This window comes from Pseudomonas sp. YuFO8 (assembly GCF_035065025.1).
Lineage (GTDB): Bacteria > Pseudomonadota > Gammaproteobacteria > Pseudomonadales > Pseudomonadaceae > Aquipseudomonas > Aquipseudomonas putida_AE.
Genome location: NZ_JAXDEQ010000024.1, coordinates 64,148 through 79,777, shown reverse-complemented (window position 1 = coordinate 79,777; position 15,630 = coordinate 64,148). Strand labels below are relative to the sequence as shown.

Here is a 15,630-nt window from a genome sequence, read left to right as displayed (position 1 = left end):
TTCGTGACTCAATCCTGCCACAGCACCGCTTCGCTGTGCTCGCTCCATTCTTCGAAGCGGGCGCCGTAAGCGGCTTCGATCACGTTGCGCTTGATCTTCAGGGTCGGCGTGAGAAAGCCGTTTTCCACCGCCCAGCTGTCCTTGACCACTACCAGTCGGCGCAAGCGTTCGTGCTTGTCGAGGGCGTTGTTGACCTCTTCCAGCAGTCTTTCCAGGCTTGAATGCAATCCGGCCCGCGCCTCCTGTTGCCCGACGGCCGAGAGCACGCACAGGCCCAGCGGCGCACTCAAGCCATCACCGACCACGCACACCTGCTCGATGCGCGAATGCACCGCCAGGCGGTTTTCGATGGGGGCCGGGGCCACGTACTTGCCTTTGCTGGTCTTGAAGATCTCCTTCAGGCGCCCGGTCAGGCGCAGGTTGCCTTCGGCGTCTTCCTCGCCCTTGTCGCCGGTGCGCAGGAAGCCGTCCTCGGTGAGGGTGTCGGCGGTTTTCTGCGGCTCCTTGAAATAGCCGAGCATGGTCGCGCCGCTGCGCACCATGACCTCACCCGATTCGTCGATGCGCACCTCGACGCCCGGGCAAGGCTTGCCGATCCAGCCCGGTTTGTTCTGTCCCGGCAGGCAAATATGCGAGTAACCGCAGCTTTCCGTCATGCCGTAGACCTCCAGCACGTCCAGTCCGAGTTTGCGGTACCACAGCAGCAAGCTCAGCGGCACCGGGGCGGCACCGGACAGGGCTACGCGCAAGGCATCGAGCCCCAACCCGGCGAGGACTTTGTGCCCGACCCGCTTGCCGATAATCGGCAGGCCGAGCAGGAAATCCAGGCGCTTTGCCGGAATCTTGCTGTACACGCCCATCTGGAATTTGGTCCAGATGCGCGGCACGCCAAACAGCGCCGTTGGCCGGGCACGCCGAAGATCAGTCAGGAAGGTATCGAGACTTTCGGCAAAAAAAACGCTTTGCCCCGTATAGATCGAAGCCAATTCGACGAACATCCGTTCGGCAACGTGGCACAACGGCAAATACGACAACAATCGATCCGACTCATTCAGGCCGAACAGTTGCGTGCCGCGCGTGGTGGCGAACCCCAGATTGCCGAAGCTGTGCATCACGCCCTTGGGCATGCCGGTGGTACCGGACGTGTAGATGATGGTCGCCAGTTGATCAGCGGCGGGCTTGGGATCGTCCTGGATCGGCGAGCTGCGTTGCAGGTCGGTCCAGCTGAAATCGAAGGTGCCAGGCGGGTGCAGCGGCAGGCTGATGGTCGGCAGATCGGGATTGACGCCCCGCGACATGCCAGGCCAGTCGTCGAGCTTGCCGATGAAGGCCAGCGTCGCTTCAGAGTGTTCGAGCACCTGGGCCAACGATTCGGCGGTGAGGTTGGGGTACAACGGCACCGAGACATGCCCGGCCATCCAGATCGCCAGGTCGGCAATGATCCAGTGTGCGCAATTTTTTGAGATCAGGGCGATGTGACTGCCTTGGGGCAGTTCCCGCGACCGCAGCCAATGGGCCGCGCAACGAGCCTGGTGACCGACGTCCTCCCAGGTCAGGGTCTCGACCTGCCCACCGCCCACTGGCTGGACAAGAAAGCGCTGGCGGGGATGACGGGCCTCGCGCTCGTAGAAGATGTCCAGGGGCAAACGAGAAGCAGCAGGCATGGGACTCGCTCCTTTATTTTGGTCTGGAGCAAGCGTAGTCAACCAAGCAAGTGCTTGGTTAACTTTTTTAGAGAATCAAGGGCAAAAGATCGCAGCCGGCGGCAGCTCCTGCAAAAGGCTGCGATCCATTGCTTTTACGGGTGCTTGATACCGTTGAGCTTCATGGAGCCGACCAACAGTTCATCGCCCTTGAGTTCCGCCAGGCCGGCAGTGCCGACTCTCTCCGGCGGGTGCCCGGCACCATGTTGCAGGTAACTCAGCAGATTCCCCACCAAGGGGTTGTGACTGACCAGCAGCACGTCGCTGACCGCGACCATCTGTTCGGCCACTTTGTCCGGTTCCGTGTCAGGTGTCAGCCATTCAACAGTGCGGATTTCCGGTTCGAAACCCAACGCGTCTCGCACCAGTTGCGCGGTTTGCTGCGCTCGCAGGTACGGACTGGCGTAGATGGCGGTCAGCGGCTGGCCGATCAAATTTGCAGCGGTGCGCAGCACTTCCTCACGTCCGTGCTCCGTCAATTCCCGCTCCGAATCGTGGGGCTTGGAACCGTGTGGCACGGCTTCCCCATGACGCAATACCCAGAGTTTCATAGTTTGGGTTCCTCATCCCGGGCCGGATGTGGCGCAGGCGCCACGGCGTGGGGCGCTTCACCTTCCGGCGTACGCGGCGTCGGCCAATCGGCGAACGGCCAGGGTTTCTGGTCGCTGTGAAAACTGCCGAAACGACCGATCTGTGCCAGGAACTGGCTCAGACTGTCGCCGAAGTTCATCAGGCTGGCGCTCGGGGCGCCATAAATCAAACGATAGATCAACTGCACCAGCACCACAGCGCCAAGCATGAACTGCGCCACCTGCCACACCAGCAGGAACACCACCATCCACAGCACTCGAAGCAGAATGGACTCGTATCTGGCTTCTACTTTTTGATCACTCATGTCTCGCTCCGTTCCTGTGAAGTAGTTTTTTCAGTTGAAGCCGCTGGTAGAGATAAAGTCGACATCGGTCTTTGGCTCGCCGCGCATCAGCAGCCCGATCACCTGCTCCAGCGTGCGCCCTTCGAACAGAATGGCGTGCAGCCCGGCGACCAACGGCATGTACACGCCAACCTCCTGGGACTTGGCCTTGAGCACCTTGAGCGTATTCACGCCTTCGGCGACTTCGCCCAGGCGATTGACCGCCTCGTCGAGGCTCAAGCCCTGGCCGAGGGCGAACCCGACCTGATAGTTGCGGCTTTTTGGCGACGAGCAGGTCACGATCAGGTCGCCCACGCCCGCGAGGCCAAGGAACGTCATCGGGTTGGCGCCCTGATTCACCGCGAAGCGCGTCATTTCCGCCAGCGCCCGGGTAATCAGCATGCTCTTGGTGTTTTCGCCCATGCCCATCGCCACCGCCATGCCGGCGATGATCGCGTAGACGTTTTTCAACGCCCCACCCAGTTCCACGCCAAAACGGTCGGCGCTGGCATACACACGAAAGGTGCGGCCGTGCAACACCTCCTGGACCTCCTGGCAGAGCTCTTCGTCTTCACTGGCAACCACCGTGGCGGTCAACGCGTGCTCGGCGATTTCACGGGCCAGGTTCGGACCGGACAACACACCAATGCGTGCCAGTGGCGCGATTTCTTCGAGAATCTGGCTCATCAGCTTGAACGTGTGGGCTTCGATGCCCTTGGTCAGGCTCACCAGCATCTTGCCGCTCAAGCGATCGGCGTGCGGGGCCAGCACCGAGCGCAATGCGCTGGAAGGGAGTGCAACGAAACTCAGTTCGCAGGCCTCCAGGGTTGCCAGCAGATCGTTGACCGGTGTCACGCCGGGCAGAATCTTGATGCCTTTTAGGTAACGCGGGTTCTCGCGATTGACCCGGATGGCCTCGGCCTGTTCGGGGTCCCGCATCCATTGCAGGACTTGATGACCATTTTCTGCCAGCAGGTTAGCCACGGCGGTACCAAAACTTCCGCCTCCCAAGACCGCGATCGGGCGCTGTTCAGTCATATGCAATCCATTAATCCAATACCAGTGGCGATGCCGGCATTATACGGCGCGCCCCCGTGTCGACCAGTCCCTGCTTCAATTACCGACGTGCAGGGGAAGAAGTCCGGCAAAACCGAAGAAAATGCCTACATCGCGACTGGAAAACTCATCGGGCTCGGTTAACATGCGCGCCATCATTCGTTAACAAGAATGCGGCAATTATCAACAATAACTATAAAGAGCGTCGGATGATGTATTTCAGCGCAGAGCTGGCGTTTTAACATGCCCCATCGTCCGTCACGGAAGACGCCAACCCTTGGCCATCTGCTGGCCATGGTCTGCCTGATATTCGGTGGCTGGCTCAACAGCCTGTCGGCCCACGCCGCGGACATTCTCCTGATCGCTGTCGACGACAGCCCCGGCATGCACTCTTTTGCCCAGGCCCTAAGGCAATTGCGTCCGGCCGACAGCGTGCGCTTCCAGCCGCTGGCCAGCCTGCCGCCACCGGGCAAGCTGCCAGCGGACACCCGCTTGATCCTGCTCGACCTGCCCAGCCTCGACTGGCGCCTGCAGGACAGCCGAGGCCCGGCGACACTGGTGCTGTGCATCAGCCGCGTGCAGGCACGGCAACATCTGGGGCACGCCCTGCCCGCGCACCTCAGCCTGCTTTGGAGTGATCCGCCACTGGACCGGCAATTGCGCCTCACCCGCGTGCTGCTGCCCCAGGCCAAACGGATTGGCGTGCTGTACGACGGCCATAGCGAGTTCCTGTTGCGGGAACTGCGCCAGGCCGCCCATCCCCTCGGGCTTGAGGTAGTCACCGAGCGCTGGGACAACACCGAGGACAGTCGTCCTTTGCAGGCGTTGCTGGACAACAGCGATGCATTACTGGGTCTGGACGACCCTGGCCTGTACAACTCGAAAACCGCGAAGAACCTGTTGCTCAGCAGCTATGCTCGACAACGGGCCTTGATCGGCCCGAATGCAGGGTTCGTCAAGGCCGGGAGCCTGGCCAGTACCTACAGCGATCATGGCGACTGGCTGGCGACTCTCGATGAACTGCTCGACCAGCCGCCCGCCACGTGGCCCCGCTCGCAGTATCCACAGCGCTTCAAAGTCGCGAGCAATGCGCAGGTGTCTCGTTCCCTGGATCTTGAACAGGTCAACGATGCGTCTGTCGCAATGCTGCTGGCAGAAGGAGAACGCCATCCATGACCTTCCGTCGCCGCTGGGACATCAGTACCCGCACCCAGATCATCAGCCTCGGCCCTGCCCTGCTGCTGACGTTGCTGTTGATCAGCTTCTTCACTTTCGTGCGGATCCAGGACCTGCGCCAGGAGCTCAACCATACCGGCCAGTTGATTGCCAACCAATTGGCACCGGCCACCGAATACGGGGTGATTTCGGGCAATAACGAGGTCCTCGAAAGCCTGCTCAAGGCCACACTGGCCACGCCCAACGTGCGGTTCCTGGAGGTGCAGGACAGCGCCAACCGGATTCTGGTGTACGTCGAACAACCCTCGGCCAGCTACCAGCAGCCGCATCAGGTCGAAGTGTTCCAGGCCCCCGTGCGGCTGCAACGGATCGCCCTGCACAATGATTTTTTCCAGGACCGCAAAGCGGCCCCAACGACTCCCGCCGAGGATTACCTGGGCCGGGTGATCGTCGGCCTGTCCAATGATGCATTCAGCCAGCGCCAGCAGGAGATCCTGCTCAAGGCTGGCATCCTGGCGCTGTTCGCCTTGCTGTTTACCTTCCTGGTCGCCCGACGCCTGGCCTCGAGCCTGTCGCAACCGCTGCGCGATATCGGCAATGCGGTCAAGGCGATCCAGGCCGGCGACTATAAAACGCCGCTGCCTATCGTCGACGACACTGAACTCGGCGCCCTGTCGCAACACATCAACAACCTTGCCAGGGGCCTTGAGCAAGCCAGTCACGAACAACATCAGGCCATGGCGCAGCTGATCCAGACCCGCGAGGAAGCGGAAAAAGCCAACAACGCCAAGTCGGATTTCCTCGCCATGATGAGCCACGAACTGCGCACGCCGATGAATGGTGTGCTGGGCATGCTGCAGTTGCTGGAAACCACCGAGATGACCGAAGAGCAGTTCGAATACGCCGCGCTGGCTTCGGAATCCACCGAGCACCTGCTTAAAGTCATCAATGACATCCTGGATTTTTCCCGTATCGAACGTTCGGAACTGGAACTGGAACATATTCCCTTCAACCTCGCGGACCTGATCGCCAGTTGCGCCCAGTCATTCCAGCACAGCGCCGTGCAACGCGGGCTCGATCTGCAGTTGCAGATTCCGGTGGACATGCGCGCGCTGCAGGTTCAGGGCGATCCGACGCGCATCCGGCAAATACTGGTCAATCTGGTCGGCAATGCACTGAAGTTTACCGAGCAGGGCCGGGTCTCCATCGAGCCGCAGTGGCAGTCCCTGGATCACGAACTGCTGTGGTTCACCTGCACGGTACGCGACAGCGGCATTGGCATTCCCCCCGAGAGCCTGGAATTGATGTTCGACGCGTTTCAGCAAGCCGACAGTTCCATTTCAAGACGCTACGGTGGCACTGGCCTTGGCCTGCCGATTGCGCGAACACTCGCCGAACGCATGGGCGGCACCTTGCGCGCCCAGAGCGAACAAGGCCGTGGTTCGATGTTCACCCTGGAAATTCCGCTGGCGTTGTCTCAACAGGCCTTGCCGGCGCGGGTACCGCGCGTATCGACCCACAAGGGCGACGGCGAAGGGCGCAATGTGCTGCTGGTCGAGGACAATCCGGTCAACCAGACGGTGATCGAAGCCATGTTGCGCAGCCTGGGCTTTACTGTCAGCGTCGCCGCCGATGGCGCACAGGCGGTGCGCAGTGCCGAGAGCCTGATTTTCGAAGCCATATTGATGGACTGCCGATTGCCGATCATCGACGGCTATGAGGCCACCCGCCAGATCCGTGAACTGCCCGGCTGCACCGACTTGCCGATCATTGCCCTGACCGCCAACGCCTTGCAGGGAGATCGTGAAGCCTGCTTGTCGGCAGGAATGAACGATTACCTGGCCAAGCCCTTCAAACGAACTGATCTTCAGCAAATTCTGCAGCGATGGGTGCAGTAGTACAGGCCTTTCGAGCATCTGCGACTGGCGTGAAAGGCGAAAGTGCGGCAGTCTTAGGCACCCGTACAAGTCCGAAATTGGGCTTGATTAAAAATTTCAGTGCACAAGTGTACATTCATGTCCTTGGTACTGTGACTTTCACTACAACGCAATAGTCTATGAGTAGGCTGCCGGTTCGAGGCATGAATGCTTCGATCGGCCGGGAAGATTTGCCCCACCTGCCGCATGGGACTATTGAGGAGCTCGCATGACCAAACAAAACGCCTTTACCCGGGAAGACCTGCTGCGCTGCAGTCGCGGTGAGCTGTTCGGCCCAGGTAACGCGCAACTGCCCGCCCCGAACATGCTGATGGTCGATCGCATCACCCTGATCAGCGAAGAAGGTGGCAAGTACGGCAAAGGTGAATTGGTCGCCGAGCTGGATATCACTCCGGACCTGTGGTTCTTCGCCTGCCACTTCGAAGGCGATCCGGTGATGCCGGGCTGCCTGGGCCTCGACGCCATGTGGCAACTGGTCGGCTTCTTCCTGGGCTGGCAAGGCCTGCCGGGCCGCGGTCGCGCCCTGGGATCGGGCGAAGTGAAATTCTTCGGCCAGGTCCTGCCGACCGCCAAGAAAGTCACCTATAACATTCATATCAAGCGTGTCCTCAAAGGCAAGCTGAACCTGGCCATCGCCGACGGTTCGGTGACTGTCGACGGTCGCGAAATCTATACCGCCGAAGGCCTCCGGGTCGGCGTGTTCACCTCCACTGACAACTTCTAAGGGTTATCCGCATGCGCCGCGTCGTTATCACTGGTCTGGGCATTGTTTCGTGCCTGGGCAATGACAAAGAGACCGTCTCCGCTAACCTGCGTGCAAGCCGCCCTGGCATCCGGTTCAACCCGGAATATGCCGAAATGGGTCTGCGTAGCCAGGTTTCCGGCTCCATTGACCTCAACCTTGAAGAACTGATCGATCGCAAGATCTATCGCTTCGTCGGCCACGCGGCAGCTTATGCCTACCTGGCCATGAAAGACGCCATCACTGACTCCGGCCTGACCGAAGAGCAGGTGTCCAACCCGCGTACCGGCCTGATCGCCGGTTCCGGTGGCGCATCGACCCTGAACCAGATGGAAGCGCTGGACATCCTGCGCGAGAAAGGCGTCAAGCGCGTCGGCCCATACCGCGTAACGCGGACCATGAGCAGCACCGTATCCGCCTGCCTGGCCACGCCGTTCAAGATCAAGGGCCTGAACTACTCCATCGCGTCTGCCTGCGCCACCAGTGCTCACTGCATCGGTACCGCCATGGAACAGATCCAGATGGGCAAGCAGGACATCGTTTTCGCCGGCGGCGGTGAAGAAGAACACTGGAGCCAGTCGTTCCTGTTCGACGCCATGGGCGCCCTGTCCAGCAAGCGCAACGACACCCCGGAACAAGCCTCCCGCGCCTACGACGCCGACCGTGACGGTTTTGTCATCGCTGGCGGTGGCGGCATGGTCGTGGTTGAAGAGCTGGAACACGCCCTGGCCCGCGGCGCAAAAATCTACGCGGAAATCGTTGGCTACGGCGCGACCTCCGACGGCTACGACATGGTTGCCCCAAGCGGCGAAGGCGCGATCCGCTGCATGCAGCAGGCGCTGTCCACCGTCGACACCCCGATCGACTACCTGAACACCCACGGCACTTCGACTCCGGTCGGCGACGTCGCGGAAATGAAAGGTGTGCGTGAAGTGTTCGGCGACAAGGCTCCGGCCATCAGCTCCACCAAGAGCCTGTCGGGTCACTCCCTGGGCGCCGCCGGCGTTCACGAAGCGATCTACTGCATGCTGATGATGGAAGGCAACTTCATTGCCGGCTCCGCCAACATCGACGAGCTGGACCCTGAAGTGGCTGACCTGCCGGTGCTGACCAAGACCCGCGAAAACGCCACCATCAACACCGTGATGAGCAACAGCTTCGGTTTCGGCGGCACCAACGCCACGCTGGTACTGAAGCGCTGGGAAGGCAAGTAATTCCCCGCTGCTGAGCCGCACATGAACACGCCCCGACTGGTTCGGGGCGTTTTTTTTGCCTTAGGTAAATGGAGCAACTCTGCGCTCCATGTGGGAGCGGGCTTGCTCGCGAAGGCGGCGGCACATTCAACATTAATGGCGCCTGACACTCCGTCTTCGCGAGCAAGCCCGCTCCCACCGGGTCAGCGTTTTGCCCACAAGGCTTGGGCATGGAGATGAAGCTTTTGTCATGAAACTTAAGGCCCTGCGACTGAATGTCGCGGTTTCCGTGGGCTGCAGGACTGTTGCCGTTTTTGCAAGAAACCCTTTCCAAACTCAGTCGTTTACTTAGCAAGCTACCAAACTCTATAACAGAGTCCTGCACATGCCTTGCTGCAGATAACAGAGATTGGAGCTAGCAGATGACTGTAAAAGTAACTGAACGCGACGATTCACGTATGTCCCACGAAGGCGTAGCCGCCGGTGTGCGGATCTGGGATGTGTACCAACAAGACCTGCTGGTCGGGATGTTCCACTCCGAAACTGACGCCCACAGTTACAAGGCCGAACTGGAAACCCTGGAGCAGCAACGAGAACTACGCTCCGCCTGAGCAATTGTAGGAGCGAGCTTGCTCGCGATGGACTGAAGAGCGCCGCGTTTAGCCAGTAAACACGCGTTATCGTTAACGACCATCGCGAGCAAGCTCGCTCCTACATCGCTTACCACATCAGATCGTCAGGGATCTGATAGGCCGCGTACGGATCGTCCTCGGCGGCGACTTCTTCGGTCTGCACATTCAGCTGCACGATACGTTGCGGATCGCGCTCCTGGATCTTCAGGGCCGCTTCCCGGGGGATCACTTCATAACCGCCGGCGTGATGCACGATGGCCAGCGAACCGTTGCTCAGCTTGTTGCGCATCAGGCTGTTGACCGAGAGACGCTTGACCTTCTTGTCGTCGACGAAGTTGTAGTAGTCCTCGGTCGTCAGTTTCGGCAGGCGCGTGGCTTCGATCAATTGCTTGACCTGTGCTACGCGGGCTTTCGCCTCGGCCTTTTCCTGCTGCTGACGGTTGAGCTCCTGATCGCGCTTGACCTTCTCGGCCATCGCTTCCTGAGCCGCACGCTGCTGGGAGTCGTCCAGTTCGATCTGGCCTTTGTGGGCCAGGCGCTGCTGCTTCTGTTTGTCTTTGCTGACCTGCTTGGCCTGCTTCTGGTTGACCAGCCCTGCTTTGAGCAACTGGTCGCGAAGGGAAATGCTCATGGTGCTTATTACTCACTTAGGCAACTGCTCAACCGCAGCTGGGCACATTCTTTTCCTGGCGTTTGGCTTCACCCCACAGGGCGTCCAACTCTTCGAGGGTGCAATCTTCCATGGGACGGTGGGTGTCGCGCAATGCCTGTTCGATAAAACGGAAGCGTCGTTCGAACTTGCCATTGGCGCCACGCAGCGCGGTTTCCGGGTCGACCTTGAGATGCCTGGCCAGATTGACCACGGAAAACAGCAGGTCGCCGATCTCGTCGGCCACGGCCTCTGGATCGTTTTCCGACATGGCCTCGAGGACTTCATCGAGTTCTTCACGGACTTTATCAAGCACCGGCAATGCATCGGGCCAGTCGAAACCGACCTGCCCTGCTCGCTTCTGCAATTTTGCCGAGCGGGACAACGCCGGCAACGCTGCCGGGACATCATCGAGCAAGGACAGCTGTTGCGGTGCGCTGGAGCTCTCTGCGCGCTCCTCGGCCTTGATCTCTTCCCAGCGCTGCTTGACCTGTTCCTCACTCAGGCGCGGGACATCCATAGGCGCGTACAGATCACCCGTGGGGAATACGTGTGGATGACGGCGAATCAACTTGCGCGTGATGCCATCGACCACGCCAGCGAACTCGAAGCGTCCTTCCTCCCGGGCCAGCTGGCTGTAATAAACCACCTGGAACAGCAGGTCGCCCAACTCACCCTGCAGGTGATCGAAGTCACCGCGCTCGATGGCGTCGGCGACTTCATAGGCTTCCTCGAGGGTGTGCGGGACGATGGTGGCGTAGGTTTGCCTGATGTCCCACGGGCAACCGTACTGCGGGTCACGCAGGCGGTTCATCAGGTGCAGCAGGTCTTCAAGTGAATACATCTGTCAGTCTCTGCCCGCTCCCTGTGGGAGCGAGCTCGCTCGCGATGGACGTTAACGATGACGCGTGCAGTCTGGATAAACGCGCCGCCCTCTGGTTCTTCGCGAGCAAGCTCGCTCCTACAGTAAAGCTCGACTCAAGGGGTTCGGTTACGCCGGGTTTCGATGATGTTCGGCAGCTGGGAAATCCGCCCAAGCAACCGCCCAAGCGCGTCCAGCCCCGGAATCTCGATGGTCAGGGACATCAGCGCGGTGTTGTCCTCCTTGTTCGAGCGGGTATTGACCGCCAGCACGTTGATCCGCTCGTTGAGCAGCACCTGCGAGACGTCACGCAGCAATCCGGAACGGTCGTAGGCACGGATGACGATGTCCACCGGATAGGTGAGCACCGGTACCGGCCCCCAGCTGACCTGAATGATCCGCTCCGGCTCGCGCCCGCCTAACTGCAGCACCGAGGCACAATCCTGGCGGTGGATGCTCACGCCGCGGCCCTGGGTGATGTAGCCGACGATTGCATCCCCCGGCAGCGGCTGGCAGCAACCGGCCATCTGGGTCATCAGGTTGCCCACGCCCTGGATCTGAATGTCGCCACGCTTGCCTGGCTTGTAGCCGGTAGCCTTGCGTGGAATCAGTTCCAGCTGTTCGTTGCCGCGTTCCGGCTCGACCAGTTGCTGCGCCAGGTTGACCAGTTGCGCCAGGCGCAAATCGCCGGCACCGAGGGCAGCGAACATGTCCTCGGCGGTCTTCATGTTGGCCTTGTCGGCCAGCTTGTCGAAGTCCACCTGCGGCAGGCCGAGGCGATTGAGTTCGCGCTCGAGCAGGGTTTTACCGGCGGCGACGTTCTGGTCGCGCGCCTGCAGCTTGAACCAGTGAACGATCTTCGCCCGCGCCCGCGAGGTGGTGATGTAACCCAGGTTCGGGTTCAGCCAGTCGCGGCTCGGCGTGCCGTGCTTGCTGGTGATGATCTCGACCTGTTCACCGGTTTGCAGGCTGTAGTTGAGCGGCACGATGCGCCCGTTGATCTTGGCGCCGCGGCAGTTGTGACCGATCTCGGTGTGGACGCGGTAGGCGAAGTCCAGTGGCGTCGCGCCCTTGGGCAAATCGATGGCGTGACCGTCCGGGGTAAAGATGTAGACCCGGTCGGGTTCGATATCGACCCGCAGCTGTTCGGCCAACCCGCCAATGTCGCCCAGCTCTTCGTGCCACTCGAGCACCTGACGCAGCCAGGAGATTTTCTCTTCGTAGTGATTGGAGCCGGACTTGACGTCGGTGCCCTTGTAGCGCCAGTGCGCGCAAACGCCAAGCTCGGCCTCTTCATGCATGGCGTGGGTGCGGATCTGCACCTCCAGCACCTTGCCCTCAGGCCCGATCACCGCGGTATGCAATGAGCGATAGCCGTTCTCTTTCGGGTTGGCGATGTAGTCGTCGAACTCTTTCGGGATGTGCCGCCACAGGGTGTGGACAATGCCGAGCGCGGTGTAGCAGTCGCGCATTTCCGGCACGAGTACCCGCACGGCGCGCACGTCGTAGATCTGGCTGAACTCCAGGCCCTTGCGCTGCATTTTGCGCCAGATCGAATAGATGTGCTTGGCCCGACCGCTGATGTCGGCATCGACGCCGGTGGCCTGCAATTCGTTCTTCAGCTGACTCATCACGTCGCTGATGAAGCGCTCGCGATCCAGACGCCGCTCGTGCAGCAACTTGGCGATCTGCTTGTATTGGTCAGGCTCGAGGTAACGGAAGGACAAGTCCTCCAGCTCCCACTTGATGTGGCCGATACCCAGGCGGTGGGCCAGTGGCGCGTAGATGTCGAACACCTCGCGAGCCACGCGGTTGCGCTTCTCGTCGTCGGCGGTCTTCACCGCACGGATCGCGCAGGTGCGCTCGGCCAGTTTGATCAGGGCCACGCGCACGTCGTCGACCATGGCCACGAGCATCTTGCGCAGGTTTTCCACCTGGCCCTGGGTGCCCATCACCATGGATTTGCGCGGGCTCAAGCTGTCACTGATCGCCGCCATGCGCTGCACGCCGTCGATCAGTTTGGCGACCACCGGGCCGAAGCGCTGGCTGACCGTGGGCAACGGGATCTGGCCTTCGCGTACGCCCCGGTACAAGACCGCGGCCACCAGCGAATCCTGATCGAGCTTGAGGTCGGCGAGGATCTCGGCGATCTCCAGGCCCGTGCGGAAACTCGAGTTGCCTTCGGTCCACAGATTCTTAGCCGCATTGGCTTGTTGTTCGGCCTCGCGAGCGAACTCGCAGGCTTCTTTCAAGGCTTCGCGATCCAGTGCCAGATCGACACTGACCGCGTGATCGAGCCAAGCCTCGAGATTGATACTGCCGTCGGTGTTGATCGGCTGGTGTGCTCTCACCTGTACCATCTTGCTTACCTTCCCTACGACGCAGATTCAATGCGTCAAATCACTGACCTTCGTTGCCCATGAGCCCACATCGGGCTGGTACGCGGCTGCACGGGCGGGCCAGTCGGACCAGACGAGCGTCCTAGCTCGCTTCAAATAACGCCATGGCCTCGACATGTGCCGTCTGAGGAAACATATCGAGAATCCCGGCACGTTTTAACCGGTAGCCCTGCTTGATCAATTCGACCGTGTCGCGCGCCAGGGTCGCAGGGTTGCACGACACATACACCAACCGCTCGGCCCCCAGGGACTTGAGCTTGCGCACGACCTCGAAAGCGCCGTCACGCGGTGGGTCCAAGAGTACCGCACAAAAGCCTTCGCCGGCCCATTCGGCATCGGTCAAAGGCTGGGATAAATCGGCCTGAAAAAATTTCGCGTTATGCAGATTGTTGCTGATCGCATTCGCGGCGGCGCGATCGACCATCACCTGCACCCCCTCCACCGCCACGACTTCGCGAACGGCTTTGGCCAACGGCAAGGCAAAGTTACCCAACCCACAGAATAGATCGAGAACGCGTTCATCGGCTTGCGGTTTCAGCCATTCCAGCGCCTGGGCGACCATCGCTTCGTTGACCCCGGCATTGACCTGGATGAAATCCCCCGGCCGGTACGCCAGATTCAGATCCCACTGTTCAAGACGATAGCCCAGGGACTGATCGGCCTCGACCGGATGCGGCTCTCCGTCACCGTGCAACCACAGCTGGGCGTGATGGAACGCGCAGAAATCCTTGAGGATGGTCATGTCGCTTTCGGACAACGGCGCCATGTGGCGCAGCAATACCGCCAACGATGAACCGCTGAACAATTCCACGTGACCCAGTGCTTGAGGTTTACTCAAGCGCCGCAGCATTTCCGGCAAGCGGGCCATGATCGGTTGCAAGGGCTGTACCAGCACCGGGCAATCGTCGATGCCGACAATGTCCTGGCTGCCAGCGGCACGGAAACCGACTTCGAGTTTTTTCGCCTTCATGTCCCAACGCACCGCCACCCGGGCGCGACGGCGGTAGGCGAATTCCGGACCGCTCAATGGCGCGGCCCACTCTTCGGGCTCGACGCCTGCGACCTTGGACAATTGCTCGGCGAGCATGCGCTGTTTCAGGGCGAGTTGTTCGTTATGGGGCAGATGCTGCACGCTGCAGCCGCCGCAACGGCCGGCATGGGCACAGGGTGCGGGGCGACGCAGTTCGCTGGCCTTGAACACCCGCTCGGTACGCGCTTCGACCACTTTGCCGTGGGCGCCGAGCACCCGCGCCTCGATCTCTTCACCGGCCAGTGCGCCGATGACGAACCAGGTACGCCCTTCGAAAAACGCGATACCACGACCGTCATTGGCCAGGCGCTCGATGCTCAGGCGCTGCTTTTTGCCGGTCGGGACTTGCGGGGCCTTGCTGCCGCCGGTGGGCTGGAAGCGCAGGCCTCTCTCGTGCTTGGCCATCAGTTGGGCGCGTCGAAAATGCCGGTCGACAGATAACGGTCGCCACGGTCGCAGATGATCGCGACGATCACCGCGTTTTCAACTTCTTTGGACAGGCGCAGCATCGCTGCCACCGCCCCGCCCGAGGACACGCCACAGAAGATGCCTTCTTCGCGGGCCAGGCGCCGGGTGACGTCCTCGGCTTCGCTTTGCGCCATGTCGACGATACGGTCGACGCGCTCGGCTTGATAAATTTTCGGTAGGTATTCCTGCGGCCAACGGCGGATGCCGGGAATGGCTGAGCCTTCCATCGGTTGCAGGCCGATGATCTGCACGCTGTCGCTCTGCTCTTTCAAGTAGCGCGAGACGCCCATGATCGTGCCGGTGGTGCCCATGGAGCTGACGAAATGGGTGATGGTGCCCTGGGTCTGGCGCCAGATTTCCGGACCGGTGGTGGTGTAGTGCGCCTCGGGGTTGTCACCGTTGGCGAACTGATCCAGCACCTTGCCACGGCCTTCGGCCTCCATGCGCTGGGCGAGGTCGCGGGCACCTTCCATGCCCTCCTCCTGGCTGACCAGGATAAGCTCGGCGCCATAGGCAGTCATCGCCGCCTTGCGTTCGGCGCTGGAGTTGTCCGGCATGATCAGGATCATCTTGTAACCCTTGATCGCGGCGGCCATGGCCAGCGCAATCCCGGTATTACCGGAAGTCGCTTCGATCAGCGTATCGCCGGCATGGATCTGCCCGCGCAACTCGGCGCGGGTGATCATCGACAGCGCCGGACGGTCCTTGACCGAACCCGCCGGGTTATTCCCTTCGAGCTTGAGCAAAAGGGTATTGCTGGTGGCGCCGGGCAGGCGCTGCAAACGGACCAGCGGAGTGTTGCCGACGCAATCGGCGATGGTTGGGTACTGCAAGGTCATGGCGTATTCGCAATCCAGACTGCGGGGGCGC

The 15,630-nt window shown here is 60.9% G+C and carries 14 protein-coding genes; 5 read left to right on the top strand and 9 right to left on the bottom strand.

Translation table 11 applies throughout. The features are described 5' to 3' along the window. Positions 1–8 precede the first annotated feature (8 nt). The 4 genes from SOP95_RS20790 to SOP95_RS20775 form a co-directional block, all read right to left on the bottom strand. The gene (locus tag SOP95_RS20790; protein ID WP_323608141.1) at positions 9–1,664 is read right to left on the bottom strand and encodes an AMP-binding protein; all 1,656 of its coding nucleotides are present in this window, start codon (positions 1,662–1,664) and stop codon (positions 9–11) included. A gap of 134 nt (positions 1,665–1,798) precedes the next feature. After that, the gene (gene sixA / locus SOP95_RS20785) at positions 1,799–2,254 is read right to left on the bottom strand and encodes a phosphohistidine phosphatase SixA (protein WP_274072927.1); all 456 of its coding nucleotides are present in this window, start codon (positions 2,252–2,254) and stop codon (positions 1,799–1,801) included. After that, positions 2,251–2,598 (bottom strand): DUF4389 domain-containing protein, encoded by a 348-nt coding sequence (locus SOP95_RS20780; RefSeq protein WP_274072926.1) that lies wholly within the window; start codon positions 2,596–2,598, stop codon positions 2,251–2,253. The genes sixA and SOP95_RS20780 overlap by 4 nt, the downstream gene beginning before the upstream one ends. 30 nt (positions 2,599–2,628) lie before the next feature. Next, the gene (locus tag SOP95_RS20775; protein WP_274072925.1) at positions 2,629–3,654 is read right to left on the bottom strand and encodes an NAD(P)H-dependent glycerol-3-phosphate dehydrogenase; all 1,026 of its coding nucleotides are present in this window, start codon (positions 3,652–3,654) and stop codon (positions 2,629–2,631) included. 261 nt (positions 3,655–3,915) lie between these two features. On the opposite strand from SOP95_RS20775, the gene SOP95_RS20770 reads away from it, so the two are divergent. The 5 genes from SOP95_RS20770 (at position 3,916) to SOP95_RS20750 (ending at position 9,331) form a co-directional block, all read left to right on the top strand. Further along, on the top strand, positions 3,916–4,848 hold the full coding sequence (locus SOP95_RS20770) for an ABC transporter substrate-binding protein (protein WP_323608140.1): 933 nt from the start codon (positions 3,916–3,918) through the stop codon (positions 4,846–4,848). After that, the gene (locus SOP95_RS20765) at positions 4,845–6,746 is read left to right on the top strand and encodes an ATP-binding protein (protein WP_274072923.1); all 1,902 of its coding nucleotides are present in this window, start codon (positions 4,845–4,847) and stop codon (positions 6,744–6,746) included. The genes SOP95_RS20770 and SOP95_RS20765 overlap by 4 nt, the downstream gene beginning before the upstream one ends. A gap of 247 nt (positions 6,747–6,993) precedes the next feature. Further along, positions 6,994–7,509 (top strand): 3-hydroxyacyl-[acyl-carrier-protein] dehydratase FabA, encoded by a 516-nt coding sequence (gene fabA / locus SOP95_RS20760; protein ID WP_003179264.1) that lies wholly within the window; start codon positions 6,994–6,996, stop codon positions 7,507–7,509. Positions 7,510–7,520: 11 nt separating this feature from the next. After that, positions 7,521–8,741, top strand: a complete 1,221-nt coding sequence (fabB, locus tag SOP95_RS20755) for a beta-ketoacyl-ACP synthase I (RefSeq protein ID WP_015096439.1) — start codon at positions 7,521–7,523, stop codon at positions 8,739–8,741. A 401-nt stretch (positions 8,742–9,142) separates the two neighbouring features. Further along, complete coding sequence (locus SOP95_RS20750) at positions 9,143–9,331, top strand: hypothetical protein (protein WP_274072922.1); 189 nt, start codon at positions 9,143–9,145, stop codon at positions 9,329–9,331. A gap of 109 nt (positions 9,332–9,440) precedes the next feature. Here the strand turns inward: SOP95_RS20750 and SOP95_RS20745 are convergent, their stop codons facing one another. The 5 genes from SOP95_RS20745 to cysM all read right to left on the bottom strand — a co-directional run bounded on the left by SOP95_RS20745 (position 9,441) and on the right by cysM (position 15,599). Next, the gene (locus tag SOP95_RS20745) at positions 9,441–9,983 is read right to left on the bottom strand and encodes a DUF2058 domain-containing protein (RefSeq protein ID WP_274072921.1); all 543 of its coding nucleotides are present in this window, start codon (positions 9,981–9,983) and stop codon (positions 9,441–9,443) included. Positions 9,984–10,011: 28 nt separating this feature from the next. Next, a complete protein-coding gene (mazG, locus tag SOP95_RS20740; protein ID WP_274072920.1) occupies positions 10,012–10,845 on the bottom strand; it encodes a nucleoside triphosphate pyrophosphohydrolase in 834 nt (277 codons plus the stop codon). 134 nt (positions 10,846–10,979) lie between these two features. Next, positions 10,980–13,223: a GTP diphosphokinase gene (relA, locus tag SOP95_RS20735; protein WP_274072919.1), complete on the bottom strand. Its 2,244-nt coding sequence runs from the start codon at positions 13,221–13,223 to the stop codon at positions 10,980–10,982. Positions 13,224–13,344: 121 nt separating this feature from the next. Continuing rightward, the gene (gene rlmD / locus SOP95_RS20730; RefSeq protein ID WP_323608139.1) at positions 13,345–14,697 is read right to left on the bottom strand and encodes a 23S rRNA (uracil(1939)-C(5))-methyltransferase RlmD; all 1,353 of its coding nucleotides are present in this window, start codon (positions 14,695–14,697) and stop codon (positions 13,345–13,347) included. After that, entirely contained in the window at positions 14,697–15,599 is a 903-nt protein-coding gene (cysM, locus tag SOP95_RS20725) for a cysteine synthase CysM (RefSeq protein WP_274072917.1), read from the bottom strand. Before cysM ends, rlmD begins: the two co-directional genes overlap by 1 nt. Between the last annotated feature and the right edge of the window lie 31 nt (positions 15,600–15,630).

What these genes read in the sequence shown, in the direction of transcription:
- SOP95_RS20790 (WP_323608141.1), bottom strand. Translation starts at nt 1,664, where the DNA reads ATGCCTGCTGCTTCTCGTTTGCCCCTGGACATCTTCTACGAGCGCGAG.
- sixA (WP_274072927.1), bottom strand. Translation starts at nt 2,254, where the DNA reads ATGAAACTCTGGGTATTGCGTCATGGGGAAGCCGTGCCACACGGTTCC.
- SOP95_RS20780 (WP_274072926.1), bottom strand. Translation starts at nt 2,598, where the DNA reads ATGAGTGATCAAAAAGTAGAAGCCAGATACGAGTCCATTCTGCTTCGA.
- SOP95_RS20775 (WP_274072925.1), bottom strand. Translation starts at nt 3,654, where the DNA reads ATGACTGAACAGCGCCCGATCGCGGTCTTGGGAGGCGGAAGTTTTGGT.
- SOP95_RS20770 (WP_323608140.1), top strand. Translation starts at nt 3,916, where the DNA reads ATGCCCCATCGTCCGTCACGGAAGACGCCAACCCTTGGCCATCTGCTG.
- SOP95_RS20765 (WP_274072923.1), top strand. Translation starts at nt 4,845, where the DNA reads ATGACCTTCCGTCGCCGCTGGGACATCAGTACCCGCACCCAGATCATC.
- fabA (WP_003179264.1), top strand. Translation starts at nt 6,994, where the DNA reads ATGACCAAACAAAACGCCTTTACCCGGGAAGACCTGCTGCGCTGCAGT.
- fabB (WP_015096439.1), top strand. Translation starts at nt 7,521, where the DNA reads ATGCGCCGCGTCGTTATCACTGGTCTGGGCATTGTTTCGTGCCTGGGC.
- SOP95_RS20750 (WP_274072922.1), top strand. Translation starts at nt 9,143, where the DNA reads ATGACTGTAAAAGTAACTGAACGCGACGATTCACGTATGTCCCACGAA.
- SOP95_RS20745 (WP_274072921.1), bottom strand. Translation starts at nt 9,983, where the DNA reads ATGAGCATTTCCCTTCGCGACCAGTTGCTCAAAGCAGGGCTGGTCAAC.
- mazG (WP_274072920.1), bottom strand. Translation starts at nt 10,845, where the DNA reads ATGTATTCACTTGAAGACCTGCTGCACCTGATGAACCGCCTGCGTGAC.
- relA (WP_274072919.1), bottom strand. Translation starts at nt 13,223, where the DNA reads ATGGTACAGGTGAGAGCACACCAGCCGATCAACACCGACGGCAGTATC.
- rlmD (WP_323608139.1), bottom strand. Translation starts at nt 14,697, where the DNA reads ATGGCCAAGCACGAGAGAGGCCTGCGCTTCCAGCCCACCGGCGGCAGC.
- cysM (WP_274072917.1), bottom strand. Translation starts at nt 15,599, where the DNA reads ATGACCTTGCAGTACCCAACCATCGCCGATTGCGTCGGCAACACTCCG.